Raw genomic sequence first — 24,065 nt, 5'->3', positions numbered from 1 at the left:
AAGCTTAGAATATTTAATTATAGTCCTTCAAAAGGATTAGTAACAACTTCTTTTCTATCAACTATATAAGGTATAAGTGCTACATGTCTAGCGCGTTTTATAGCAACTTCTACCATTTCTTGATGTTTTTTGCTAGTGCCAGTTAAACGGCGTGGCATTATTTTAAATCTTTCTGATAAAGCGTGCTTTAATAAAGCTGTATCTTTATAATCAATGAAGTCAATTTTTGCTTCAGTGTATTTGCAATATTTGCGTGAATATTTTCTTTTTTCTGCCATGTTATTTTCCTTTAAAATGGTAATTCTGTATCATCATCGTATTTGTCTATATCAATTTCTTTCATAGGTGTTTCTTTTTGAGAGTTATGATATGAATTTTGCGATGGATTTGCTCTAGTTTGTGCTTGAGCAGCGTAAGGATCATAGCTTTGTTCTTGGTGGAAATTTTGATTATGGTTTTGACTAGCAAAGTTATTTTGTTGGTTATTTTGCATAGCCGAACCAAGCATTTCTAAATTTTCAACTTGAACACTATGTTTTGATCTATTTTGTCCATTTTGATCACTCCATTGCTCAAATCTTAAACGACCTTCAATTAAAACTTTACTTCCTTTTCCAAGGTATTGGTTAGCAATTTCTGCTGTTCTTCCAAAAAAACTGATATCGATAAAGCAGGTTTCTTCTCTTTTTTCTCCCATATTAGTGCTGAATTTTCTAGTTACAGCTATAGCAGAACTTCCTATTGCACTACCTGATGGTGCATAACGCATTTCTATATCCCTAGTAAGATTACCTACTAAAACGACTTTGTTAAACATTCTCAGCCTTCTGTATTTTCGCTAGCTTTAATTTCTTTTTTATTTTGTTTAATGCCTTTGCTTAGCTTTTCCCAAGCAGCAATTTCTTTTTTGTTTTCATATTTTACGATTAAAAATCTTATAACTTCTTCTGTGATTCTTAATACCCTTTCAAGCTCTGCGATTAAAGTTGTTGGAGCTTTAAAATAAATCACGAAATAAGTTCCTCTTTCGTATTTTTTGATTTTATACGCAAGTTTTCTTGTCCCCATAGGAACAATGCTTTCAATTTGCGCACCATTTTTGGTTAGGACTTCTTTTATGAATTCCAACTTAGCACTCACTTCTTCTTCGGTAAGTGTTGGTTTTAATATAAATAAAACTTCATAATGTTTCATTAATTTTTTCTCCTTGTGGATATAAAGCCTAAAATTTAGGCAAGGATTTTGCAAAAATGCAAATTTTATTTTATCATAGCTTTGCTTAATTTAACTTTTTAATATAGAGCTAATTTGCAAAAGTGTTGAGATTAAAAATTCTTTTTTTTCTATTTTAGAATTTTTTTTCAATTCATATTCACATTGTGCTAGTGTAAGAAAAATATTTTTATATTGTGGGATTTTTATCATAAACGCTTGTTTTTGCAAATTTTGTGCTACATAAGCAGGAGGAGTATAACCTAAAATTTCTTTTAATTCTAAATTGCCATGTGTTTTTACATGTAAGCTTATTTTAAATAACCTTAAAAAACTAGTATATAAGGAATTAAGTATAGCAATTTCATTATAGTTATCTAATATTTTTTCAAGATCATTTCTTAAGTCTTTTTTTTGCATAAGATTATCAAAAAAGCTTTCAAAGCTAATAGTACTTAAACTATAACAATAATCTTGTATTATTTTTTCATCGATATTTAAACCACTGAATTTATTTAACTCATTAGCTGCTAAATACAAATTTTCATTAAAATTATAAAATAAAGCAAAAAGAGCATTTTGTGTTATTTTTATGTTTAATTCTTGAGCTTTTAAAGCTAGTAATTCTATACCTTCTTTAGCTGAATTTACTTTGTAGAATCTACAAAAATTATTAGAAAAAATTTTTTCTGCTTCATTTTGTTTGGAACTTTCATCATAAATTTCAAGTAAAAAATAATTATCTTGTGAATTTTGACATAAATCAACAAGTTGCTTAAGTTCTTTACTTGGAATTTTTTTTTGAGTTTTGATTTCTAGTAGTTTTTTTTCGCTAAACAAAGAAGCACTAGATAAATAATCATATGCTTGTTTAAAATCATATTCTTCAAAATAAAATTTCAAGCTTTCATCGAATGTAAATTTATCTTTGATAAATTTGGCATAGAGTTCTATTTGAAAATTATCCGCTCCATAAAGTAAGAAAAAATTAGGAATATTATTTTGCTTGAGTAGATTTTGAAGCTGATTTTTATACATTTTTTTCTCTTTCTAAGTTAAAATGCTTAGTTATTTTTCCAAAAATTTTAGCATTTATAATATCTACTTCGCAAATTTCAACTTCTACGCGTTCTAACAAATTTGCTCTTGAACCTATGATGATAACCAAAGCCCCTTTGATTTCATCATCTAATTTTACTTCTAAAGTATTTTGATTTTCCACAACCAAGGCCTTGAATTTTTTTCCTAAATTTTTACTTGCCCATCTTGCAAATTTTCTATCCATAAAATCCCAAGCAACTTTATCTGCCTCTCTTTCTAAAATACTTAATTGCTCACAAGTACTTTGTATATTTAAAAGCAAATAATTAAACATTTTCTCATCTTGATTGATTTTTGCCTTTAAAAGTCTATGTAAAATAAGATCTGAATACCTTCTAATAGGGCTTGTAAAATGAGTGTATTTATCAAAACCCAAACCAAAATGTCCAGCATTTTCGCTAGCATATTCTGCTTTTTTTTGAGCTTTGATAATGAGTTTATCAACCTCTTCTCTTATATTTAACTCATTTGCTAAAGCTTGTATATCCTTAATAAGCTCTATAGCGTTATTTTTAGGGGTTATATCTATACTAAGAGTTGAAAGATCAGCTAGTAATTGATTGATTTTTTTATAATCAGGACTTAAATGGTTTCTAAAAATTCCTATATCTATAAGTTTTGCTGCTGCTTTATTGGCTAAAAGCATGCAATCTTCTATTAGATTATGTGAAGCTGTATCACTTTCTAATCTTGTGCTTATGAGTTTGTTATTTTCATCTAAAGTCATTCTAAGTTCTTGGGTTTTAAACTCGCATGCATTTTTTAAACGCTTTTTGCGTAAAGCTTGTGTGATTTTAAAAGCATCATAAAGCCAATTGATATTGTTTAAATTTTGATGCGTTTTTAAATACTCATCAACTTCATCATAATTAAAACGGCGTTTTGAATTAATAATAGCTTCAAAAAGCTCTTCTTTGATTACTTCATTGTTTTGATCTAAACTTATTTTAAAACAAAAGGCTAGGCGATCTTCATTGGGTTTTAAAGAGCAAATATTTTCACTTAAAGCCCTTGGAAGCATAGGTATAGCAATATGAGGAAAATAAATAGAAAAACCCCTAGCTCTTGCTTCTTTATCAATAGCGCTATATGCATGCACATAAGCACTCACATCAGCTATAGCCACATAAATAGCATGTTCGTTTTTATCATAATAAATAGCATCATCAAAATCTTTTGCATCAACTGGATCTATGGTGCAAAAATTTAAATTTCTAAGATCCTTTCTTGATGGATACATACTTGCATCTACGCTATTTCCATAAGCTTTAGCTTCATTTTCACATAAATTATCAAAAATTGCATTTTTGTTAAAAAGTGCTAAAGAAATTTTTTCATCAACAAAATCATCATCAATATGCCCTATAACTTCTGTGATGTTGTTATTGTGATTTTCTATTTTTAAAATAGTCCCTAAAGGCAAAGTTTTTAATGATTTTTGAGAGGCTTTTAAAGCACATGCAAGTCCAGTTTGTATATTAACCCCAAGCACAGCTTCGCCGTATTTTTTAGTTACAACTAAAGAGGTTTCATGGGCTCGTTTTAGTATCAAAACAACCTTAGCACTAGGACGCTTTTTTTTAAGAGGGAGTAATTTTGCTACAACTATATCAGCATAATTTGCCCCTTTTAAATTTTTATTTTCAATTAGCAAATCTCTTTTAAAAGCAATATCATAGCTTTGTAAAAATCCTGTTCCATTAGCAGAAATGTCTATTTTTCCAAAAGTAAAACCATCTTTTAAATAGTATTTATTTTTATAAAATTTAATAATCTCACAAGTTAATAATTCTCTAATGATTTGCTTGTTTTTATTGGTAATTTCATTAGCATTTAAACCATAGCTTAGTTGATTAAATAATTCTTTCATTTTGCTCTTTTTTAAGATTGATTAAAACTTAAATTTTATCACAAAAGCTTTAAATTTATATTTTTTAGTTATAATCTTTGATTTAAAATTCAAAAATTAGGAGCAAAGATGGCTGTAAGTATTTATTATGATAAAGATTGTGATGTAAATTTAATAAAATCAAAAAAAGTTGCCATTATAGGCTTTGGCTCTCAAGGACACGCTCATGCTATGAATTTAAGAGATAGTGGTGTGGAAGTTATCATAGGTTTAAAAGAAGGTGGGCAAAGTTGGGCAAAAGCACAAAATGCTAATTTTGTGGTAAAAAGCGTAAAAGAAGCGACTAAAGAAGCAGATTTGATTATGATTTTAGCTCCTGATGAAATTCAAAGTGAAATTTTTAATGAAGAAATTAAACCAGAATTAAAAACAGGTAAAACTCTAGCATTTGCACATGGATTTAATATCCATTATGGACAAATCATTGTACCAAGTGGTATAGATGTGATTATGATAGCACCTAAGGCTCCAGGACATACTGTAAGACATGAATTTAGCATAGGTGGAGGCACGCCTTGCTTAATTGCTATCCATCAAGATGAGAGTAAAAATGCAAAAAATTTAGCTTTAAGTTATGCTTGTGCTATAGGCGGGGGTAGAACAGGTATTATAGAAACGACTTTTAAAGCTGAAACTGAAACAGATTTATTTGGCGAGCAAGCAGTGCTTTGTGGAGGATTAAGTGCTTTAATTCAAGCGGGTTTTCAAACCTTAGTTGAAGCAGGGTATGAGCCTGAAATGGCGTATTTTGAGTGCTTACATGAAATGAAGTTGATTGTGGATTTAATCTACCAAGGAGGCATTGCTGATATGAGGTATTCTGTTTCTAATACTGCTGAATATGGAGATTATATTAGTGGGCCTAAAATTATAAACGAAGAAACTAAAAAGGCTATGAAAGAAGTTTTAAAAGATATACAAAATGGAAGCTTTGCTAAAGACTTTATTTTAGAAAGAAGAGCAAATTTTGCAAGAATGCATGCAGAGCGTAGATTGATGAATGATTCTTTGATAGAACAAACAGGGCGCAAATTGCGTGCAATGATGCCTTGGATAAGTGCTAAAAAATTAGTAGATAAAGAAAAAAATTAAGTTGAAAAAAATTAAAAAACAATACAAAGTGCTTTTAGCACTTTGTGTAATTATATTGGGGATTATTCTTTTTGCTTTTAGTGCTTTGTCTTTTAAAAAAACAGAAAATAAGTTTTATGAAATTAATAATAGCACTATAATAGAACAAAATGCTTCATCTTTACAACAATCAAGTATTCATTTTGAAGAGGTAAATTCTACCTTATATGATGAAAAATTAGAATTTCTAGATAAAAATATCAGTGAAATTTTAAATTTAAAAACACATGAATTAAATACTACAAAAAACGATGATAATTTAAGTGAAAACAATGTAAATTATATTGAGAAAAATCAAATTGATTTAAGCGAAAAAGAAACAAATACATCTAAAGAGCAAAATATTTCTTCTTTAAAAAATAATCAGCAAAACAAACAAAATACCAAAAATATCTTACAAACAAAGCCTCAGCTTGCTATCATTATAGATGATATGGCAAGTCATACTCATGTAGATATGCTTAAAAAAACGAATTTAAAATTAATACCATCATTTTTTCCGCCCGATAAGCGCCATCCATATACGGCTGAATTTGCTAAAGATTTTGATTTTTTTATGGTGCATTTGCCTTTGGCTGCGATAAAATACGATAAGGCAGAATTAAATACTTTAAATCCAAATGATAATAAAGAAAAAATTACAAAACGCATTGAATTTATAAAAAATGAGTTCCCAAATTTAAAATTTATAAATAACCATACAGGTAGTTTATTTACTTCAGATGAAAAAGCAATGGAGCGACTTTTTGATGCGTTAAATAAAAATGGCTTTATTTTTGTTGATTCTAGAACAATTGGAAATTCTAAAGCCAAAAAGTTATCTAAAAAATTTCATCAACCATATATTGCAAGAGATATTTTTTTAGATAATGAAGATAATGTAGAATACATAAAAAAGCAAATCATTCAAGCGATAAACGAAGCAAAAAAGAAAGGTTTTGCTATAGCCATAGGACATCCTAAGGAGAAAACTTTTGAAGCTTTAGTTCAAAGTAAAGATTTGTTAAATTCAGTCGAGCTTGTATATTTAAATGAAATTTATTGATAATATTTGCGAATTTAAAGATCTTTTAAATCCTCCTTCTAAGATTTATTACAAAGGAAACTTAAATTTATTAAATTCAAGAAAAATAGCCATTATCGGTTCAAGAAAAATGAGTATGTATACTAAAAATTGTATCAGTGAACTTGTTTCTTGGCTTAAAAAAGCTAATGTTTGTATAGTAAGTGGAGGAGCTTTGGGGGTGGATATTACTGCTGCTAGGGCAGCCTTTCCGCATACTATAGCTGTTTTTGCCAATGGACTTGATGAAATTTATCCTAAGGCAAATAAAAAAGATATAGAAGATATTTATAAAAATGCACTAGCTTTAAGTGAGAATGAGTCAAATTATAAAGCCAAACCTTATGATTTTTTATTAAGAAATAGATTAATTATTGCTCTAAGTGAAGTTGTAGTGATAGCGCAAGCTGATTTAAAAAGTGGTTCATTGCAAAGTGCAAGAATTGCTTTGAGTATGAATAAACCTATTTATGTTTTTGCTCAAAGAAGAAATGAAAGTGAGGGGACAAATTTGCTTTTAGCACAAAATAAAGCAAAATTGATTTATGATTATAAAGAATTTGCGTCAATGTTTGGGGAGATTAAACAAGAGCAAAATCAAGATGAAATTATAAATTTTTTAAAACAAAGTGATGATTTAGAAAAAGCTTTGGAAAAATTTGGTGATAAAATTTATGAGTATGAGCTTGAAGGTTTGGTTGAAATTTCGGGTGTAAAAATAAGGCCTTGCCTATGAAAACCTTAGCTTTAGATATAGGTTTAAAACGCATAGGAATTGCTTTGTGCATTGATAAAAGCATAGCAATGCCACTTAATGCAGTTATTAGAAAAAATCGCAATCAAGCAGCAAAAGAAATTAAAGATTTGATTTTAGAATATAATATAGATGTTTTAGTGGTTGGAATTCCTATAGGTGGTTTAAGCGAAGATGAAATGAAAAGAAGAATTAAACATTTTGTTGATTTAATTGGCTTTGAAAAAGAAATTTTTTTTGTAGATGAAAGCTTTAGTTCAAAAAATGCACAAGAACTTCAGATTGCAAATTTGAAAAAAAAAGATGGTAAACTTGATTCTTTAGCTGCGTATTTAATTTTAAAGAGTTTTTATGGCATTGTTTGATTTGCAAAGTGCTTTAGATGAGATTTATACAAAAGAACAAAAAGAGCAAATTTTGCAAAGTTTTATCGAAGAAAAAAATATAAATATTTTTAGAAATGCTTTGACAATAAATGCATTAGAACTAGAAAAAATTTTAAATAGCGAACAAATTTTATATGAGAAAATAAGTGAATTTTGTTATAAAATTCCATACAAATATAAAAGCAATCTAAGCTCGATGAAAGCTTTTAATGAAGGATTTTTTTATATACAAAATTATTCTTCTTATCTTTGCGCTAAAGCTTTAGATGTAAGAGCAGGCCAAAATGTGCTTGATATGTGTGCTGCACCAGGTGGAAAAAGTATTAATTTAGCTAATTTTATGCAAAATGAAGGTTATTTAGCTTGTGTTGAAGCAAGCAAAGATAGATTTTTTATCCTTCAAGAAAATTTAAAAAAATATGGTGTTAAAAATGCAAAAACTTTTTTAAAAGATGCTAAGAGTATAGGTAGAATATGTCCTTTAAAATTTGATAAAATTTTACTAGATGCTCCATGTTCAACTTTTGCAAAAATGGGTTTAAAAATACAAAAAAACACTAAAGAGATTAAGCAAATTACCAGTTTGCAAAAAAAACTACTTCATTCAGCTTTATTAGCTTTAAAACATGGTGGAGAATTAGTTTATAGCACTTGTACTTTTTTACAAGAGGAAAATGAAGAAGTGCTTGAAAATGCATTTAGAAATAAAGATTTTAATTTACAACTACTTGATTTTGAATTATTAAATGCTGATTTTGTTCAGGCAAAAAGCAAGGAATTTGATTTATCTTTTGCTAAAAGAGTCTTGCCAAATGATTATGTAGATGGATTTTTTATCGCAAAAGTGAAAAAACTTTAAAAATCAATAAATTTAAATGTGAAAAATATTTTTATATGAAAAACTTAAAGTCCTATTTTATGGTATTTTGAGTATAAAATCACATCGTGAAACTCTTGTGAATAAAATGTTAAATTTTTGAAACTTAAATTAAGAAAAAATGAAGAAAATAAATAAAATTATAAAAAATATTAAGCAAAGATAAATAAGCAAAAGCTTATTTATCTCTTAAATTTAACTCGTTGATTAATTTTGCATAAGCTTGATAATCTTTTCTTTTAAGATAAGCTAAAAGTCTTTTTCTTTGTCCAACAAGTTTTAAAAGTCCTAAACGAGATGAAAAATCTTTTTTGTAAATTTTCAAATGTTCTGTTAAGTCTGCAATTCTAGCACTTAAAAGAGCGATTTGAACTTCTGGAGAACCAGTGTCTCCTTCTTTTCTAGCAAATTTTGCAACTATTTCTGCTTTTTTAGCCGAATCTAAAGCCATAATAGACCTCCTGAGCGGTATTTAAAATTTTAAAAATGTAATTATATATAAAAAAACAAAAAATATGCTGAATTTTAAAATAAATATAAAATAAATTTAATTTTTAAACCATAAGATATTTTTGGTATAATAAAAACTTTATAAATTTCAAGTTAGTTATTAGAAAGGATAAATGTGTTATTTACCAAAGCTAGCGAATACGCTTTATTATCTTTAATACATATAGCAAAATCCCAAGATCCTCAAGATGTTGATACTATGTCTAGTGTTTTAGATATACCAAAAAGTTTTTTGGCTAAAATTTTACAAGCTCTTGCAAAAGATGAGCTTTTAAAATCCTATAAAGGCGCCAAAGGGGGATTTGCCTTGGTAAAAAAACCTAGTGAATATACTTTAAAAGAAATCATTAATAGCGTAGAAAAAAAATCTATTAATGTTTTTGAGTGTAGTAATGGAGTATGTCCTTCCCAAAAAGGAGATAATTGCAACATAATGCCAGTGCTTGTAAGACTTCAAAATAAAATAGATGATTTTTTAGTTTCAATTACCTTAGAAGATATCATTAAAAATAATGGCTAAAAGAAATATTCTTACCTTGGTTTTGCCATGGATTGCACCTCTTGTTGCACCTATAGTAAAAGCTAAAAGTTTAACCGTAGTGGCTATGATCATAGCGATTTTAGCCATTATTATCGTGCCTTTACCAAGTATAGTTTTGGATTTTTTTCTTGCCTTAAGTATTGCAATTTCAGTTTTAATCATTTTAATTTCTTTATACATACCTAAACCAACTGATTTAACAACTTTTCCTACTATGATTTTAATTATTACACTTTTTAGACTTTCGCTTAATATCGCTACAACGCGTATGATTTTAAGCGAAGGGCATCAAGGGCCAACCGCAGTAAGTGACATAGTAGCAAGTTTTGGCGAATTTGTTGTGGGTGGTAATTATGTTATAGGTATGGTTGTATTTTGTATTTTGGTTTTGATTAATTTTATGGTTGTAACCAAAGGTAGTACAAGGGTTTCTGAAGTTCAAGCAAGATTTACTCTTGATGCAATGCCTGGAAAACAAATGGCAATTGATGCGGATTTGAATGCTGGTTTGATTGATGAAAAAACCGCAAGAGAAAGACGCCAAGAAATTATAGCAGAAGCAAACTTTTATGGAGCTATGGATGGTTCTTCTAAATTTATAAAAGGAGATGCTGTTGCTGGAATTATTATAACTATTGTAAATTTAATTGGTGGGTTTATGATAGGGTATTTTCAGCATGATATGGAACTTGGAGAATGTGCTTCAACTTATACTATTTTAACTATAGGCGATGGACTTGTGTCTCAAATTCCTGGACTTATTACTTCAACAGCAACTGCGATTATTATTACGCGTGCTAGTAAAGATGAGGATAATTTTGCCGAAGGCTCGATTAATCAATTATTAGGAGAATATAAAACTTTATTAATTGTAGGCTTTATTTTATTTATTTTTGCTTTAGTTCCTGGTTTGCCACATTTTTCTTTAGGTTTTATGGCTTTAGTATTTTTAGGACTTGGTTATATGATAAAACAAGTTCAAGAGGGTAAAATTCAAATTAATGCAATTTCTAGTAAAAAATCTCAAGAAGCTCATGATGAAGAGCAAACTAGCAAACCACAAAAACGCACTGAAGAAGAAATTTTAAAAGAAGAAGAAAATAAAATTACTGATATTTTAAAACTTGAAATTTTAGAATTAGAATTAGGTTATGGACTGATTAAGCTAGCAGAAAGTGAATTAACAGAACGCATTAGATCAACAAGACGCAATATAGCTCAAAGTTTGGGCTTTTTAATGCCTAAAATTAGAATAAGAGACAATTTGCAATTAAAACCAAATGAATATGTTTTTAAACTTAAAGGTGTGGGTATTGCAAGTGCTGAAATTTATCCTGATAAATATCTAGCTATGGATAGTGGGTTTATCACTGAACCTGTTGAGGGTATAGCCACTAAAGAACCTGCGTTTAACTCCGATGCTTTATGGATTGATGCAAATTTAAAAGATGAAGCAACACTAAATGGTTATATAGTTATTGATCCAGCAAGTGTAATTTCAACGCATATGAGTGAGCTTATTAAAGCTAATGCGTCTGAACTTTTAACCAAACAAGAGGTTCAAAATCTACTAGATAAGATTAAAAATGATTATCCTATAGTTGTAGATGATTGTTTAAGAGTAGCTAGTATAGGTTTAATCCAAAAAGTATTAAAAGCCTTGTTAAAAGAGCATATTCCTATTAAAGATATGCTAACTATTTTAGAATCAATCAGTGATATAGCCGAAGTTAGTAAGAGTTTGGATATGATTATAGAGCATGTAAGAGCTTCTTTGGCTAGGGCAATTACAAATTTATATGTAGATGAAAAAGGCCAAATTAGTTTTTATATTTTTGATGCTGCTGCTGCTGCGAAATTAATGGAACATGTGCAGTTTAAAGATGGAACTTATCATTTGATGATAAATGTATCTCAAACTGGAGCCTTGGTAGAAGCATTAAAAGCTGAGCTTGCAAGTGTTGCAAACACAAGAATTAAACCTTTCTTGCTTTGTGTTGAACCACAGCTTAGAAAATTTATTGCAGATATTTGCTCTAATTTTGGCATTAATATCACGGTTTTAAGTTTTGCTGAAATTGCAGAAAATACTAAATTTGAAACCGAAGGTATTATAAAAGTAGATGACTTATAATAAAGGGAATATATGAAAATTTATCATCTTTCGCATACAGATTTAGATGGCTATGCGTGTCAGTATGTGCTAGATTTTTACTTTAAAAATTGTTATTTTTTTAATTCTAATTATGGTAAAGAAATTAATGAAAATTTTAATGTTATTTTTAAAAGCATAGAAGAGGATTTAAAGCAAAATCCTAATGAAGAATTTGTTATATTAATTACGGATTTAAATTTGACACCAAGTCAATGTGAAGACTTTCAAAAGGCCATAGAAGGTAAAAAAATCAAACTACTGCTTTTAGATCATCATCAAAGTGGTTTAGAATGTATGCAAAAATATCCTTGGTATTTTTTAGATAGCTCAAGATGTGCAACGAAAATTGTTTATGATTTTTTTAGTAAATGCTATGGGGAAAATGAATCTTTATCTTCTTTTGTAGATGTGGTAAATGCTGTAGATATTTGGTTGAGTGAGGATAAAAATTTTGAACTTGGCAAGGTTTTATTGGGTATGGTTTCAACGGCTAAAGAAATCAATAAAACAATGTTTGCACAAGAGAATATAAAATATCTTTTTTATCTTTTTGATAAATCAAGACAATTTATCCATAAGAAAAATTCTCATATTGCTTTGGATAATGATTTACATAAAATAAAAAAAGATTTTTTCAAAAAAGAAGAAGATGATACCTTGAGTAATTTAATCTCTAAATTTGTAGTTGAAAGATTAAGCATAAATAAAGAAAAATTTAGTGTATATTACAAAGGACACAAAGGCTTGCTAACTTCTAATATAGGCAATACTTCTGTTATAGGAAATGATTTTTTATTGCAAAATCCTGAATTTGATTTTTTTGTAGATCTTAGTTCAAGAAAAACTTTAAGTTTTAGGGCTAATAATAAACTAGATGTAAGTTTAATGGCTAAATATTTAGTCAATGGGGGAGGGCACAAAAACGCTAGTGGAGGCTTATTTGCTGCGTATAAAGATAGTGCTAATTATGATTTTATAAAAGCTCAATTTATAGATTTAATTAAAAGCAAAGAATTAAAGGAAAATAATGAGAACAAATCATGATTTTAAAGAAGAAATAGAAAATTTACAATACGAACTAAGCATAGTTTTAGAAGCTATGCTTTTGTATGCGGGTGTAAAAAAGACTAAATTAGAAAAAGCTATAGAGCTTTATATAGATTGTATTGATGAAGTTTGTCAAAATACACAAAAAGAAGGGGTTGATGAGATTTTAGAAGTGGTAGAACACTTAAAAAAACATCATAAAGATTTATTTGAATGAAAATTTTATTAATTCTTTTTGTTTGTGTTTTTACACATGCAAGTATTTATGAAGTGCTTAATGATTTTGCTTATAATAAACAAAATACCATAAATTTAAACACAAGTTCTGCTTTACTTTTAGAAGTAAAAGATGAAAAACAAGCATGTGTTGATATTTTGCTTGCCAAAAATAAAGCTTATATAGTAAAAATTTATCCAAAATGCAAAAATCTAAACGAAACATCTTTAAATGAATATTTAAACACAAATTTTTTAAATTTATATACAAAAGATTTAACTAAACTTAGAAAAGAATTAGCTGATATAAAAAATATCATGCGAGATTTTATGATTTATTACACATTAAATCATTCTTTTGCAAATGATATTAGAAAAATGAGCAAAAGTGATAAATTGCAGGTATATACGCTAGATGAAAAAGTGGGTGGAAAAATTTTATACAAGGTTAATGATAAAGCTTGTGTAGTTTTTGATCTTTACTTAGATGAAAATTTGCAAGCAAGTATGCAAATTAGCGGAATGGAAAATTTAGATAAAGCATGCATGGAGTTAATCTCATCCCCTGAATTTAAAGATTTATCTTTTACTAAAGAGGGTATGAGAAAATATAAATTAAAAAACTAATCTAAAAAATTTTAGATAATAAAATTTAAAAATTCTACCAAAAGCCATTTTTTTTCTTTCTATATTAGAAAATACATAAGCTTCTAAGTCTTTTTTTTCTCTTAAAGTAAGATTTTTCATATTAGAACCTTTATTAATATCGCTAAGCGTGATTATAGTATTTTATTCTTTTAAAAAAACTGAAAATGATGTTTTTTATATTTATTTATATAAACTAAAAAAACTTTAGTCTAATAAACTAAATAATATTAAATAATTTTATTTAAAAATAACTTGACATAATTATACTAAAGTTGTATAATTGTTTTGTCACTTAAAAACATTGAGTGCTAAATTTAAAGTCAAGGTCTTAAAGTGAAGTCGTTTAGCAAAAAAGATTTAATTTTAAAAACCATCATAGAAACTTACTTAAATGGGAATAACCCTGTAGGCTCTCATGAATTAAATCATAAAGTTAGCATACCAGCTTCTACTATAAGAGTTTATTTTAAAAAATTAAGTGATGAGGGAATTTTAACTCAACTTCATATTAGTAGCGGACGCATACCAACGATTAATGCTATGAGAGCATATTGGTATGAACAGCTTATTGAGGAAGAAGTGGTTTTAAATGATCTTGATTTATTGAAATTTTTACTTGATAAATTTGAAATTTATGCTTTAGTTTATGGTGGCGATGAGTTAATTTTACAAGACATAGCTGTAGTAAATACTAAGTTTATTATTCTTGATTTTGGTGAAAATGAACTTATTTTAAGGTATTCTCAAGATAATTTGCTTTTTATGCAAAGGCTTGTTGGGCTTGATTTAAAAAGTATAGAAAATTTAGCCTTTAAAGTAAATTTTGAAGAATTATTAGAAAAAATTTTTATACTAAAGCAAGCTAAGATTTACTATAGATACAATGAGAGTAAGGCTTATCAAATTTATCAAAATGATAAATTTGCTAAGCTTTTATCTCCAAAAATAGGATTTTATTTTGATGAAAAATTAAAATTTGAACCCTTGTTTGAGGAAGGATTTATGGGATTAAAGCTTTCGAGTACATTTTTAGGGCAAAAATCAAATATTATTTTTGCAGGAAGTGTGTATTCTGATTTTAAAACAATGTTAAATATTATTAAGGAGGCTGCGTGAGCGAAGAAAAGCAAAATGAAGCAATGCAAGATGAAGCACAAGAAACAATGCAAGATGAAAATGCTGAATTTCAAAAGCTTCAAGAAGAATATAACGCATTAAAAGATACTTATTTAAGAGCAAATGCTGAATTTGAAAATATCAAAAAAAGAATGGAAAAAGAAAAAATTTCAGCAACCATTTATGCAAATGAAAGTTTTGCTAAAGATTTGCTCGATGTAGTTGATGCGCTAGAAGCGGCTATAAGTGTAGAAGCTAGTGATGAGCTTAGTTTAAAGATTAAAGAAGGTGTGCAAAATACCCTTGATTTACTCTTAAAAAAGCTTGAAAAACATATGGTTAAACCTATAGAAGCTGATGGCGAGTTCAATCCAAACCTACATGAAGCAATGTTTCATGTAGAAAGTGCTGATCATGAAAGCGGGCATATTGTTAATCTTTTACAAAAAGGTTATATGATGAATGATAGAGTGATTAGATCAGCTAAAGTTAGTGTTGCAAAATAAATTTTAATAAAAGGATAAAAAATGAGTAAAGTAATAGGAATAGACTTAGGAACAACCAATTCATGCGTTGCAGTGTATGAAAGAGGTGAAAGCAAAGTTATACCAAATAAAGAAGGTAAAAACACAACTCCATCAGTAGTAGCATTTACTGACAAAGGCGAAGTTTTAGTAGGTGATAGTGCTAAACGCCAAGCTGTAACAAATCCTGAAAAAACTATTTATTCTATAAAAAGAATTATGGGCTTAATGATAAATGAAGATGCAGCAAAAGAAGCTAAAAATCGTCTTCCTTATCATATTACAGAAAGAAATGGAGCTTGTGCTATTGAAATAGCTGGAAAAATTTATACTCCACAAGAAATTTCAGCAAAAGTTTTGATGAAATTAAAAGAAGATGCCGAAGCTTTTTTAGGGGAAAAAGTAGTAGATGCTGTTATAACCGTTCCAGCATATTTTAATGATGCTCAAAGAAAAGCTACAAAAGAAGCAGGAACTATAGCAGGATTGAATGTATTAAGAATTATAAATGAGCCTACTTCAGCGGCTTTAGCTTATGGTCTTGATAAAAAAGATAGCGAAAAAATCGTAGTTTATGATTTAGGTGGTGGGACTTTTGATGTTACCGTTCTTGAAACAGGCGATAATGTAGTAGAAGTTTTAGCAACCGGAGGTAATGCATTTTTAGGTGGTGATGATTTTGATAATAAATTAATCGACTTTTTAGCAAGTGAATTTAAAGATGAAACAGGCATAGATTTAAAAAATGATGTTATGGCTTTACAAAGATTAAAAGAAGCAGCTGAAAATGCTAAAAAAGAATTAAGCTCAGCTAATGAAACAGAGATAAATTTACCATTTATCACAGCTGATGCAAGTGGCCCAAAACACTTGGTTAAAAAGCTAACAAGAGCTAAATTTGAAAGTATGATTGATGGTTTGGTTGCTGAGACTATTAGTAAAATCAATGAAGTTGTAAAAGATGCAGGACTTGATAAAAGCGAAGTAAAAGAAATAGTTATGGTTGGTGGTTCTACGCGTGTGCCTTTAGTTCAAGAAGAAGTTAAAAAAGCTTTTGGAAAAGAGCTAAATAAATCAGTAAATCCTGATGAAGTTGTTGCAATTGGTGCTGCTATTCAAGGTGCTGTTATAAAAGGTGATGTAAAAGATGTGTTATTGCTTGATGTAACTCCACTTTCTTTGGGTATTGAAACTTTAGGTGGGGTTATGACTAAAATTATAGAAAAAGGCACAACTATACCAACTAAAAAAGAACAAGTTTTCTCAACTGCAGAAGATAATCAAAGCGCAGTTACCATAAATGTTTTACAAGGTGAGAGAGAATTTAGTAGAGATAATAAATCTTTAGGAAATTTCAATCTTGAAGGAATTCCACCAGCACCGCGTGGTATGCCACAAATTGAAGTTACTTTTGATATAGATGCTAATGGTATTTTAACAGTTAGTGCAAAAGACAAAGCAACAGGCAAAGCACAAGAGATCAAAATAACAGGATCAAGTGGGCTAAGCGAAGAAGAAATCAATAACATGGTAAAAGATGCAGAATTACACAAAGAAGAAGATAAAAAACGCAAAGAAGCTGTTGAAGCTAGAAATGCTGCTGATTCTTTAGCTCATCAAGTAGAAAAATCTTTAAATGAGCTTGGCGATAAAGTAAGCGATGAGGATAAAGCAAATATCCAAAAAGCACTAGATGATTTAAAAGAAACTTTGAAAAATCAAAATGCTACTAAAGAAGAAATAGAAAGCAAAATGAAAGCTTTAAGCGAAGTTTCTCATAAATTAGCAGAAAATATGTATAAAAAAGATGAAAAACCAGCTGATAATAAAGACAAAAAAGACGATGATGTAATAGATGCAGAAGTAGAATGATCCAAAACATGTAGCCAAATTTAATTTGGCTACATATAATTTAATAATACTCTACCACACAAGGATTCATAGTTTTATAATTATCATTTACTATGCAAGTAATAGATCTTTGCTCGCCTTGCGTTTCACCTATTTCTTTCTCTTCTTCCTCTTCATATTTAATTAAATTTAAAGAAGCAGTTTGTTCAAATTCTAAATCAATATTTGGAAATTCTGGATCTGGTTTAACATCTGGTTCCTTCCCACCATCTCCATTTGGTTTGTTTAAATTAGGATTATCAATCAATTGCTCATAATTAAATTTACCTAAAATCACAAAGTGTTCATTTGAATCATTTTTAGATTTATTTTGCCATTTTGATAAAACAATCTGTTTATTATCAATTTCAGTAGCTAGAGTTTTGCTTTGAAATATTAACTTATTTATATTTTTTTTAATAGCTTCAAGTTTAGCATCATCTCTTTCAGCTTTATTACTATTGATTAAATCTACATAGGCGTTATATTTTAAAATAGCATCTTTTAAAGCTGTTTGAGTATTCTTGAGTTCTTGTAGTAAGTTGTTTGTATAATCAACCAGCCATTTAAGTCCATTTTTTTTGTTTTGTAAAAAATCAACTATAAGATCTTGCTCATAAGATAAAGTTTTTTTAACATTACTCTGAATTGCTCTATTTGCGGTTATTGTCTCATCATTTTTCAATAATCCATTTTTTTCAGCATTTTCTAAACCATTGGTTTTATAAGCTAATAAAAAATCTAAACTTTCAACCACCTCTTTAGCTTCTTGTTCGCTTTTACTTATAAGTAAATGATTTTTTATAAAATTAATTCTTTCTTCTTTTGAATTATTGGAATTTAATTTATTGTAAGTTTTTAATAGATCATCTAGAGTTTTAATGTCAACAAAATAGTATTTTTTTATAATGTCTTCTATAATTTCTTTTTGAATAGTATCTTTAAAAAGATCATCTTTTTCTAAAATAGTAATTTCATTTTTTATTTTTTCTACATCTGGTAAATCAAGCAATTCCTTATTATTAGATTGAAATAATCCTATATTTGGTTTTGTGGTTTGATCTTTTGTTGTAAATTCATTATATTTTTGCTGTTCATTTATTTTTACATATTGTTGAAGATTGAATCCACTATAATTCTCACTTCTTGAGCCTGCAAAATTTTCTGCAATATAGTAAAAATTTGAATTATTAAAAGATAATCTAGAGTCTGTGCTTTTACCTATGATTTTACCAACATTATGATTTTCACCAGTAATTCTCATGTTAGAATCAAAAAATAAATTAATACTAGAAAAATTATAATTTGCATTAAAGTTATTAAAAATTATTCCTATTAACCCACCTGTATAAGCTCTTGAATTGCTTTTTATGTAAAATTTACCGATTTTATCAATAGTTATATTGTTAAATATGTTACTAGTGTTTTCTCCAGTAGGTGCATTAATACTTGAAACTTTACCTATAAAACCTCCAGCATAAGCATCAGATGTATTTATAGCTTTAATCTCATTAATATCTTTTATGTATACATTTGTTATTATAGTATTTTTTTTGTTGTTATTAGATCCAGTATCCATAGCACCAGCAAATCCTCCAGAATTTGCACTTTCTATGATACCTATATTGTTTATAGAAATATCACTATACTCTCCTGGAGATAGTATTCCAGCAAGCCCACCTGCTGAGTTTTTACCTAATATTTTATTAATCTCTTCTATTTTTATATTTTCAGTTTTTACTCCTGTAGCACTTCCTATAAATCCACCTGAATATAAACCATCAATAGCTCCTATATTTGCTATGTGAATATTTTTAAAAAACACAAAATCCTTCCAATTGGTTGAAGAAGAAGAAGTACCACCGATAAATCCACCAGCATTATAAATATCACTTTTAATGCTATTGATATTTTTGACATAAATATTTTCAAATATACTTCCTTCGCTACCACTGGCTATAAAACCCCCAACATTACTTCCAGTACTGCTTATTTTCATAGTATTTCCACCATCAATAAGTATATTTTTAAAATTTACATTTTTTTCAGCAATTCCTATAAATCCTCCAACACCAAAAGTATTAGTAGCGGTAATTTTGTTTATGTTTTTTAATGATATATTTCTTATGGTTGAATTTTCAGCAATTCCTATAAATCCTCCAACACCAATATAACTATTATTGGGTGTATATTTTGCATTTATACCACCACCTTTATAATCAATATTAACATTTTCTATAGTTGCATTATTAATGTATCCAAAAATTCCTACATTTTGTTTTTTACCACTTTCGTTTATATTGATGTTAATATTTTCTAACTTATAACCTTGTCCGTTAAATATTTTATTAAATGCATTAGTATAATTTACCCCAATTATCATACTAATGCACTCAAATCCATCTATGCAATAATTAGCATAGTTTTTTCCTTCACTAGCTCCAAAATTTATATTATTAGTTAATCTATATTCACTAGCTGTATTTCTAAAACCTTCTTTGTTATCATTCCAACCTTTAGCAAAATGCCACCAATCTTGCACAGAACCTATACCCACATATTTATATACTTTAAAATTGCTATTTGAATTTCTATATTTATCAAAAACTAAAAAAGAATTAGGATTATAATAATATCCACTAGCATTTAGATACATAGAACCTTTATCTGCAGAAATTTTTATATTTTGAATTTTATCTCCATTTATATTGCCAACATCTACATATACTTCTTTACCTTCTAATGTAATATTATTAGCTGATATAAATTTATCTTTTTCAGTATAGTTTGTATTTGCATTTAAGATTACTTTATTGCCTTGAAATGTAATGTTTTTAACATCAAGAATACCACCCATATTAACTACATTACCACCATTTGGTTTAAACACAGGCGAGAAAGAATTACCTTGCTCTTGTGATAAATTTGCAAATTTATTCATATCCTCATTACTCATCGATGAAGTAGAAGCTACAAAGCGATTAGCATTGATATTACCTGTTTTAGTAATGATTACTCCATTAGGATTGATTAAAAATACATTATTATCTTTTGCATTTAATATACCTGCTATGGTAGATTTATTTGTTCCATGAGCTATGTTTAAGTAGTTTTTGCTATTACCACCAAAATTTACACTTTCACCTTTATTTATATTAAAACCACCACCCCATTGGATAACAGAATTAACTTTATTACCATTTATATGCATATTATTACCACTAACATTTATAGTTCCACTTGTGCCATGAGTAAATTTACCACCACTTGGTAAGGCAAACGCAGGTGAGAAAAGCAATGAAGCAACTATACTTGAAAGTAAGATGTGATTAGTTAGTTTTTTAGAAGGAGTTAAATCAAAATTATTCGATCCCCCCCCCCGTGGAGAAAATACTGCCATAATAAATCCTTTATTTGAAAAAATTTATGTATGTTAATATTATATTTATAAAAAAATACTTAAGTTAATGGAATTTAATTTAAAAAATAACTATTCAATAATACTCAGAAAGTTTTTCTTTCTGAGTATGTATTTAATAACTTCCAACCACACAAGGATTCATAGTTTTAAAATTATCACTTACTATACAAGTTCTAGCTCTTTGAGTAATAGCTGCTTCTTCTATTTCTTGGGTTTCTTCTTCTTCGTATTTAAAAGTAGGTGTTTGTTTTTGAGAACTAGCTATTTGGCGTGATAGTTTTTGATAATCATCATTTTCAATACCACCACCTTGGGTTGGTTTGTCTACATTAGGAGTATTTATTAAAGATGTATTGAATTTTCCTATTACTATAACTTTATTGTTATTGTTTTTATCTTTAAAAATTTGAAGATTATTTTCTTGTATAGATAATTTAGCATAAAGTAGTTTTGCTTCTTTGTCTAGTTCTTTTATATTATTTTTTATAGCTATAAAAGCAGGATCATTTTCATTTTTTATACCTTTGTCTATTAAGGTTAAAAATTCATTATAAGCTTTTATAAATCTTTTAAGTTTAGCTTGATTTTGTTCTAATTGTTTTTCTATATCTAAACCCAAAGAAACTACTTCTTTATTTAGTTTGTCTAATTTAGTATGCCATAAGTTTTTGTTTTTGTTAAAGTCTTTGATTTTATCATCTGCTTTTTTAAAGGATTGCTCAAAATCTTTTTTTGCATTATTTTCAAATTGAGCTTTATTTATATCATGATCTTTATAAGCATTTAAAAAACTTAAACTTTGCAATAAAGCTCTAGCATCATTTTCTTTAACACCTAAATAAGCTGTGATAAATTTAACTTGTTCATCTTCTGTTTTATTGGCTAAAGTTTTATATTCTTTTAGCAATTTATCTAACAATCTAATATTGATAACATATTTAATCTTATCAATATCTTTAATAATATAATCATTCCATACTGCATTAGAGATTAAATCATCTTTATTTAGAGTAGGTTTTTCATTAAGAATTGAATCTAGATTAGGAATAGGACTAGTAATAGTTGGTTTTTCTATATCAAAATCTGTAGTAAAAATCAAACATTTTTTACCATTATCACAATCAATTTCCTTTAAACCATCTATAGTTAAAGCTTGTTTTTTAAAATCAGTGTAGCCTTGGGTTTTATCTGTGTAAGTGTGGATGTTGATTTCACCATTGATATTAGCATTAAAATTTATAAGATTATTTTTCCAATAAGCTTGATCAGCTGTTGCATTGGTTAAATCATTTTCATGGTGGTAAATGTTGATGTTAGAGAAATTAATACCAAAATCTGAAACTTCTTTTATCATTCCAAAAAATTTACCAGATAAACTTTCTGATCCACCACTAGCAAGTATACTAGCTCCTTGATCCATAAACATAAAAATATTATTAATATTAGCTCTATATGTTAAAAAACCTACAAAACCTCCACTATATATACCAACCTCTTTATGACTTGTATCAGTTTTAATACTTTTAATAGTGCCTATATTATTTAAAGAAATATTATTAAAATATCCTCCAGTAATATATCCAGCAAAACCACCAGATGAAGCACTCCTACCTAAACTATCTTTGTTGTTATTTTCACTTATAATATTTTTAATATTATTTAAAGATATATTTTCAAATTTAGCACCACCTCCTAATAATTCTCCAGCAAAACCACCTGTTGCAGTAATTTTTCCTAAACTTTTTATAGTTCCTATATTATTAATGCTTACATTAAATATATCATATGCACCTCCACCATAAAGCCCTATGCTGCCAACAAACCCACCAGCCTTAGCAGTGTTATCTTTTCCACCATAAATGCCATAATCACCAGAAGCAAAAATACTATTAATATTATTAATATATATATTTTTTAATATAGTTCTACCAGCATATATACTATACAAATCTCCAGCAAATCCACCAGCATGTCCGTCTTCATCTCTTATTGTGTTAATATTATCAATATATATGTCTTGAAAATATACATTATCTTTATAGTTACTATCAGGTTGGCTGTAAAATCCAACAAATCCACCAGATGCAGCTTTACCACTTATCTCTTTTATATTATTTATATGTATATTATAATAAGCTCCTCTATAAGCATCTGCTATAAACCCACCAGATCTATGTCTTGCTTGAATTAATCCTATGTTAGATATTTTCATATTATAGAATTTAGAATCTGAAGAACTTGCTATAAAACCTGCTGCATAATAACCAATCACACTCCCACCCATATAATCAACATTTATATTTTTAAAAGTAGCATTTCTAGCGTCTCCAAATATTCCTGCATAATATGTATTATCCAATTTCGTCGTATCTATATTTATATTTTTAAGTGTATATCCTTGCCCATCAAAGTTTTTACTAAACTCACTATTATAATCTTCACCCACAATCATACTGGTAAATTCATTATCTTGTTTTATGCCATCTGCGTTTAAATCTACCCAATAATTTGCATAATTTTGTCCAGTGCATATTCCATTTTTGCAATTAGCATTGAAATTTATATCATTGATTAGTCTATATTCACTTGCAATGGTTCTAAAATCATTACTTTCATTCCAGCCTTTAGCAAAATGCCACCAGTCTACATCAGAACCTATGCTGATAAATTGATTATATGTTTTATTGATTTTATTATTAATAGAATTAAACTCATTATATTGTCTTTTAGGATTATAATAATACCCAGTAGCACTCAAATATGCATTTCCTTTGTTTGCTGTGATATTTATTTTATTTGTTTTAGTTGTTGCAACATCCACATATGCTTCATTAGCTTTTATAGTAAGATTATCAGTTGTAATTTGATTTAGTTTGATATTATTAGTATCTTTATCTAAACTAGTTTCAGCTTGCAATAATACTTTATTACCTTGTAAGGTAACATCATTTGCATTGATATTACCCATATTAATTACATTACCACCTTTAGGGTTTGGTTTAAATACAGGAGAGAAAGCTAAACCATCATTAAAGGTTTTCATATTAGCAAATTCTTGCATAGCCTTACTATCCATCGATGAAGTAGAAGCTACAAAGCGATTAGCATTGATATTACCTGTTTTAGTAATGATTACTCCATTAGGATTGATTAAAAATACATTATTACCACTTGCATTTAATACACCTGCTATGGTAGATTTATTTGTTCCATGAGCTATGTTTAAATAGTTTTTACTATTACCACCAAAATTTACACTTTCACCTTTATTTATATTAAAACCACCACCCCATTGGATAACAGAATTAACTTTATTACCATTTATATGCATATTATTACCACTGACATTTATAGTTCCACTTGTGCCATGAGTAAATTTACCACCACTTGGTAAGGCAAATGCAGGTGAAAAAAGTAATGAAGCAACTATACTTGAAAGTAAGATGTGATTAGTTAGTTTTTTAGAAGGAGTTAAATCAAAATTATTCGATCCCCCCCCCCGTGGAGAAAATACTGCCATAATAAATCCTTTGTTTGAAAAAATTTATGTATGTTAATATTATA

General features: G+C 28.1%; 22 protein-coding genes. 13 read left to right on the top strand and 9 right to left on the bottom strand.

Annotation, left to right across the window (positions count from 1 at the left end; genetic code table 11):
* Window positions 1-17: 17 nt before the first annotated feature.
* From rpsR to CPEL_RS05315, 5 genes are all read right to left on the bottom strand, one after another.
* Complete coding sequence (gene rpsR / locus CPEL_RS05335; RefSeq protein ID WP_039665671.1) at window positions 18-278, bottom strand: 30S ribosomal protein S18; 261 nt, start codon at window positions 276-278, stop codon at window positions 18-20.
* Window positions 279-289: 11 nt separating this feature from the next.
* On the bottom strand, window positions 290-817 hold the full coding sequence (locus CPEL_RS05330; protein WP_044598903.1) for a single-stranded DNA-binding protein: 528 nt from the start codon (window positions 815-817) through the stop codon (window positions 290-292).
* Between the two features lie 2 nt (window positions 818-819).
* A complete protein-coding gene (gene rpsF / locus CPEL_RS05325) occupies window positions 820-1,194 on the bottom strand; it encodes a 30S ribosomal protein S6 (protein WP_044598902.1) in 375 nt (124 codons plus the stop codon).
* A 90-nt stretch (window positions 1,195-1,284) separates the two neighbouring features.
* Window positions 1,285-2,250, bottom strand: coding sequence for a DNA polymerase III subunit delta (holA, locus tag CPEL_RS05320; RefSeq protein ID WP_044598901.1), 966 nt, complete (start codon window positions 2,248-2,250; stop codon window positions 1,285-1,287).
* Window positions 2,243-4,183 carry a VacB/RNase II family 3'-5' exoribonuclease gene (locus CPEL_RS05315; RefSeq protein WP_044598900.1) on the bottom strand — a complete coding sequence of 647 codons (1,941 nt, stop codon included), beginning with the start codon at window positions 4,181-4,183 and terminating at the stop codon, window positions 2,243-2,245. The genes holA and CPEL_RS05315 overlap by 8 nt, the downstream gene beginning before the upstream one ends.
* A gap of 108 nt (window positions 4,184-4,291) precedes the next feature.
* Here CPEL_RS05315 and ilvC point away from each other — a divergent pair, with 108 nt between their 5' ends.
* From ilvC to CPEL_RS05290, 5 genes are read left to right on the top strand one after another with little or no spacing between them, the layout of a single operon-like run.
* Window positions 4,292-5,314 (top strand): ketol-acid reductoisomerase, encoded by a 1,023-nt coding sequence (gene ilvC / locus CPEL_RS05310; protein WP_044598899.1) that lies wholly within the window; start codon window positions 4,292-4,294, stop codon window positions 5,312-5,314.
* Between the two features lies 1 nt (window position 5,315).
* A complete protein-coding gene (locus tag CPEL_RS05305; RefSeq protein ID WP_049984589.1) occupies window positions 5,316-6,398 on the top strand; it encodes a divergent polysaccharide deacetylase family protein in 1,083 nt (360 codons plus the stop codon).
* Window positions 6,385-7,152, top strand: coding sequence for a DNA-processing protein DprA (locus tag CPEL_RS05300; RefSeq protein ID WP_044598897.1), 768 nt, complete (start codon window positions 6,385-6,387; stop codon window positions 7,150-7,152). The genes CPEL_RS05305 and CPEL_RS05300 overlap by 14 nt, the downstream gene beginning before the upstream one ends.
* The gene (gene ruvX / locus CPEL_RS05295; protein WP_044598896.1) at window positions 7,149-7,535 is read left to right on the top strand and encodes a Holliday junction resolvase RuvX; all 387 of its coding nucleotides are present in this window, start codon (window positions 7,149-7,151) and stop codon (window positions 7,533-7,535) included. Before CPEL_RS05300 ends, ruvX begins: the two co-directional genes overlap by 4 nt.
* Window positions 7,522-8,415 (top strand): RsmB/NOP family class I SAM-dependent RNA methyltransferase, encoded by an 894-nt coding sequence (locus tag CPEL_RS05290; protein ID WP_148308775.1) that lies wholly within the window; start codon window positions 7,522-7,524, stop codon window positions 8,413-8,415. The genes ruvX and CPEL_RS05290 overlap by 14 nt, the downstream gene beginning before the upstream one ends.
* Before the next feature lie 196 nt (window positions 8,416-8,611).
* Here the strand turns inward: CPEL_RS05290 and rpsO are convergent, their stop codons facing one another.
* Window positions 8,612-8,884 carry a 30S ribosomal protein S15 gene (gene rpsO / locus CPEL_RS05285; protein ID WP_044598895.1) on the bottom strand — a complete coding sequence of 91 codons (273 nt, stop codon included), beginning with the start codon at window positions 8,882-8,884 and terminating at the stop codon, window positions 8,612-8,614.
* Window positions 8,885-9,058: 174 nt separating this feature from the next.
* On the opposite strand from rpsO, the gene CPEL_RS05280 reads away from it, so the two are divergent.
* The 5 genes from CPEL_RS05280 to CPEL_RS05260 are packed head-to-tail and all read left to right on the top strand — an operon-like array spanning window position 9,059 to window position 13,529.
* Window positions 9,059-9,463, top strand: a complete 405-nt coding sequence (locus CPEL_RS05280) for an Rrf2 family transcriptional regulator (RefSeq protein WP_044598894.1) — start codon at window positions 9,059-9,061, stop codon at window positions 9,461-9,463.
* Window positions 9,456-11,618 carry a flagellar biosynthesis protein FlhA gene (gene flhA, locus CPEL_RS05275; RefSeq protein ID WP_044598893.1) on the top strand — a complete coding sequence of 721 codons (2,163 nt, stop codon included), beginning with the start codon at window positions 9,456-9,458 and terminating at the stop codon, window positions 11,616-11,618. Before CPEL_RS05280 ends, flhA begins: the two co-directional genes overlap by 8 nt.
* Before the next feature lie 12 nt (window positions 11,619-11,630).
* On the top strand, window positions 11,631-12,683 hold the full coding sequence (locus CPEL_RS05270; RefSeq protein WP_044598892.1) for a DHH family phosphoesterase: 1,053 nt from the start codon (window positions 11,631-11,633) through the stop codon (window positions 12,681-12,683).
* Window positions 12,667-12,903 (top strand): hypothetical protein, encoded by a 237-nt coding sequence (locus CPEL_RS05265; protein ID WP_044598891.1) that lies wholly within the window; start codon window positions 12,667-12,669, stop codon window positions 12,901-12,903. Before CPEL_RS05270 ends, CPEL_RS05265 begins: the two co-directional genes overlap by 17 nt.
* On the top strand, window positions 12,900-13,529 hold the full coding sequence (locus CPEL_RS05260; RefSeq protein WP_044598890.1) for a hypothetical protein: 630 nt from the start codon (window positions 12,900-12,902) through the stop codon (window positions 13,527-13,529). Before CPEL_RS05265 ends, CPEL_RS05260 begins: the two co-directional genes overlap by 4 nt.
* Here the strand turns inward: CPEL_RS05260 and CPEL_RS09650 are convergent.
* Window positions 13,518-13,649 (bottom strand): hypothetical protein, encoded by a 132-nt coding sequence (locus CPEL_RS09650; RefSeq protein WP_256378928.1) that lies wholly within the window; start codon window positions 13,647-13,649, stop codon window positions 13,518-13,520. The two genes, CPEL_RS05260 and CPEL_RS09650, sit on opposite strands and share 12 nt — an antisense overlap.
* A 234-nt stretch (window positions 13,650-13,883) precedes the next feature.
* Between CPEL_RS09650 and CPEL_RS05255 the strand changes: the two genes are divergently transcribed.
* From CPEL_RS05255 to dnaK, 3 genes are read left to right on the top strand one after another with little or no spacing between them, the layout of a single operon-like run.
* A complete protein-coding gene (locus CPEL_RS05255; protein WP_044598889.1) occupies window positions 13,884-14,666 on the top strand; it encodes an HrcA family transcriptional regulator in 783 nt (260 codons plus the stop codon).
* Window positions 14,663-15,172, top strand: a complete 510-nt coding sequence (gene grpE / locus CPEL_RS05250) for a nucleotide exchange factor GrpE (protein ID WP_044598888.1) — start codon at window positions 14,663-14,665, stop codon at window positions 15,170-15,172. The genes CPEL_RS05255 and grpE overlap by 4 nt, the downstream gene beginning before the upstream one ends.
* 21 nt (window positions 15,173-15,193) lie before the next feature.
* Window positions 15,194-17,062, top strand: coding sequence for a molecular chaperone DnaK (gene dnaK / locus CPEL_RS05245; RefSeq protein ID WP_044598887.1), 1,869 nt, complete (start codon window positions 15,194-15,196; stop codon window positions 17,060-17,062).
* A gap of 40 nt (window positions 17,063-17,102) precedes the next feature.
* Here the strand turns inward: dnaK and CPEL_RS08775 are convergent, their stop codons facing one another.
* Together CPEL_RS08775 and CPEL_RS08770 are read right to left on the bottom strand one after the other, a co-directional pair.
* On the bottom strand, window positions 17,103-20,480 hold the full coding sequence (locus CPEL_RS08775) for a two-partner secretion domain-containing protein (protein ID WP_049984588.1): 3,378 nt from the start codon (window positions 20,478-20,480) through the stop codon (window positions 17,103-17,105).
* Window positions 20,481-20,613: 133 nt separating this feature from the next.
* Window positions 20,614-24,021 (bottom strand): two-partner secretion domain-containing protein, encoded by a 3,408-nt coding sequence (locus CPEL_RS08770; RefSeq protein ID WP_049984587.1) that lies wholly within the window; start codon window positions 24,019-24,021, stop codon window positions 20,614-20,616.
* Between the last annotated feature and the right edge of the window lie 44 nt (window positions 24,022-24,065).

The organism is Campylobacter peloridis LMG 23910, from assembly GCF_000816785.1.
GTDB classification, from domain to species: Bacteria; Campylobacterota; Campylobacteria; order Campylobacterales; family Campylobacteraceae; genus Campylobacter_D; species Campylobacter_D peloridis.
The sequence above is the reverse complement of the archived record's forward strand: the minus strand, read 5'-3'. Positions and strand labels throughout refer to the sequence as shown.

What these genes read in the sequence shown, in the direction of transcription:
- CPEL_RS08775 (WP_049984588.1), bottom strand. Translation starts at nt 20,480, where the DNA reads ATGGCAGTATTTTCTCCACGGGGGGGGGGATCGAATAATTTTGATTTA.
- rpsO (WP_044598895.1), bottom strand. Translation starts at nt 8,884, where the DNA reads ATGGCTTTAGATTCGGCTAAAAAAGCAGAAATAGTTGCAAAATTTGCT.
- CPEL_RS05300 (WP_044598897.1), top strand. Translation starts at nt 6,385, where the DNA reads ATGAAATTTATTGATAATATTTGCGAATTTAAAGATCTTTTAAATCCT.
- ruvX (WP_044598896.1), top strand. Translation starts at nt 7,149, where the DNA reads ATGAAAACCTTAGCTTTAGATATAGGTTTAAAACGCATAGGAATTGCT.
- CPEL_RS05265 (WP_044598891.1), top strand. Translation starts at nt 12,667, where the DNA reads ATGAGAACAAATCATGATTTTAAAGAAGAAATAGAAAATTTACAATAC.
- rpsF (WP_044598902.1), bottom strand. Translation starts at nt 1,194, where the DNA reads ATGAAACATTATGAAGTTTTATTTATATTAAAACCAACACTTACCGAA.
- CPEL_RS08770 (WP_049984587.1), bottom strand. Translation starts at nt 24,021, where the DNA reads ATGGCAGTATTTTCTCCACGGGGGGGGGGATCGAATAATTTTGATTTA.
- CPEL_RS09650 (WP_256378928.1), bottom strand. Translation starts at nt 13,649, where the DNA reads ATGAAAAATCTTACTTTAAGAGAAAAAAAAGACTTAGAAGCTTATGTA.
- CPEL_RS05290 (WP_148308775.1), top strand. Translation starts at nt 7,522, where the DNA reads ATGGCATTGTTTGATTTGCAAAGTGCTTTAGATGAGATTTATACAAAA.
- CPEL_RS05260 (WP_044598890.1), top strand. Translation starts at nt 12,900, where the DNA reads ATGAAAATTTTATTAATTCTTTTTGTTTGTGTTTTTACACATGCAAGT.
- ilvC (WP_044598899.1), top strand. Translation starts at nt 4,292, where the DNA reads ATGGCTGTAAGTATTTATTATGATAAAGATTGTGATGTAAATTTAATA.
- CPEL_RS05330 (WP_044598903.1), bottom strand. Translation starts at nt 817, where the DNA reads ATGTTTAACAAAGTCGTTTTAGTAGGTAATCTTACTAGGGATATAGAA.
- CPEL_RS05315 (WP_044598900.1), bottom strand. Translation starts at nt 4,183, where the DNA reads ATGAAAGAATTATTTAATCAACTAAGCTATGGTTTAAATGCTAATGAA.
- rpsR (WP_039665671.1), bottom strand. Translation starts at nt 278, where the DNA reads ATGGCAGAAAAAAGAAAATATTCACGCAAATATTGCAAATACACTGAA.
- flhA (WP_044598893.1), top strand. Translation starts at nt 9,456, where the DNA reads ATGGCTAAAAGAAATATTCTTACCTTGGTTTTGCCATGGATTGCACCT.
- CPEL_RS05270 (WP_044598892.1), top strand. Translation starts at nt 11,631, where the DNA reads ATGAAAATTTATCATCTTTCGCATACAGATTTAGATGGCTATGCGTGT.
- dnaK (WP_044598887.1), top strand. Translation starts at nt 15,194, where the DNA reads ATGAGTAAAGTAATAGGAATAGACTTAGGAACAACCAATTCATGCGTT.
- holA (WP_044598901.1), bottom strand. Translation starts at nt 2,250, where the DNA reads ATGTATAAAAATCAGCTTCAAAATCTACTCAAGCAAAATAATATTCCT.